The sequence below is a fragment of the Hymenobacter sp. B1770 genome (genome assembly GCF_049896385.1).
Taxonomy (GTDB): domain Bacteria; phylum Bacteroidota; class Bacteroidia; order Cytophagales; family Hymenobacteraceae; genus Hymenobacter.
Genome location: NZ_JAFCUF010000102.1, coordinates 1 through 501 on the forward strand (window position 1 = coordinate 1; position 501 = coordinate 501).

General features: G+C 59.5%; 1 protein-coding gene. It reads left to right on the forward strand.

The window, feature by feature from the left end; translation table 11 throughout:
• Positions 1-314: DUF6252 family protein (locus tag ACP7AJ_RS21670; RefSeq protein WP_426062323.1), on the forward strand; the 314-nt coding region annotated here is incomplete at its 5' end.
• Positions 315-501: the final 187 nt, after the last annotated feature.

Below are 501 nucleotides of genomic sequence, written 5' to 3' on the forward strand. Positions count from 1 at the left end.
TGAACGGCCGCGGCGTTGAAATTGCCCTGTTTGTGCGGGGGCAACGGCCCGGCCCCTATGCCTTGAACCAGACCACGGCGTTTTACCCGCAGGGCAGCCCGCGCGTGGTCCTGAATCACGCCACGGTTTCCTTCCGCGACCAGGGCCGGGAAGTATACGTGACGGATGCCCAGCACACGGGGCAGGTCGTGTTGACCAAGGCCGAGGTACGTAACGGCCTTTCCGCCGGCACCTTTGCCTTTACCGCCGTCAGCAATCAGACCCCGGGCAAGACGGTCACCATCACCCTGGGCCGGTTCGACCGCAAACTCTGAGCATTGCCGTTCGTGCTTAATTCCGCTGGGGCGCAGGTCGAGGCCATCTTCAAAAGGCGGTGTTCTAGTTCAAGAAAAGGGTCCGAAGGTAAACGCAGCAATTCAGTTGAAGCAGTTTTTCTGCTACCAGACCTTACTCAGCTTTCCGGTCTAATTGCGCAAAGAACTTGAGCGCCATCAGCAGGGG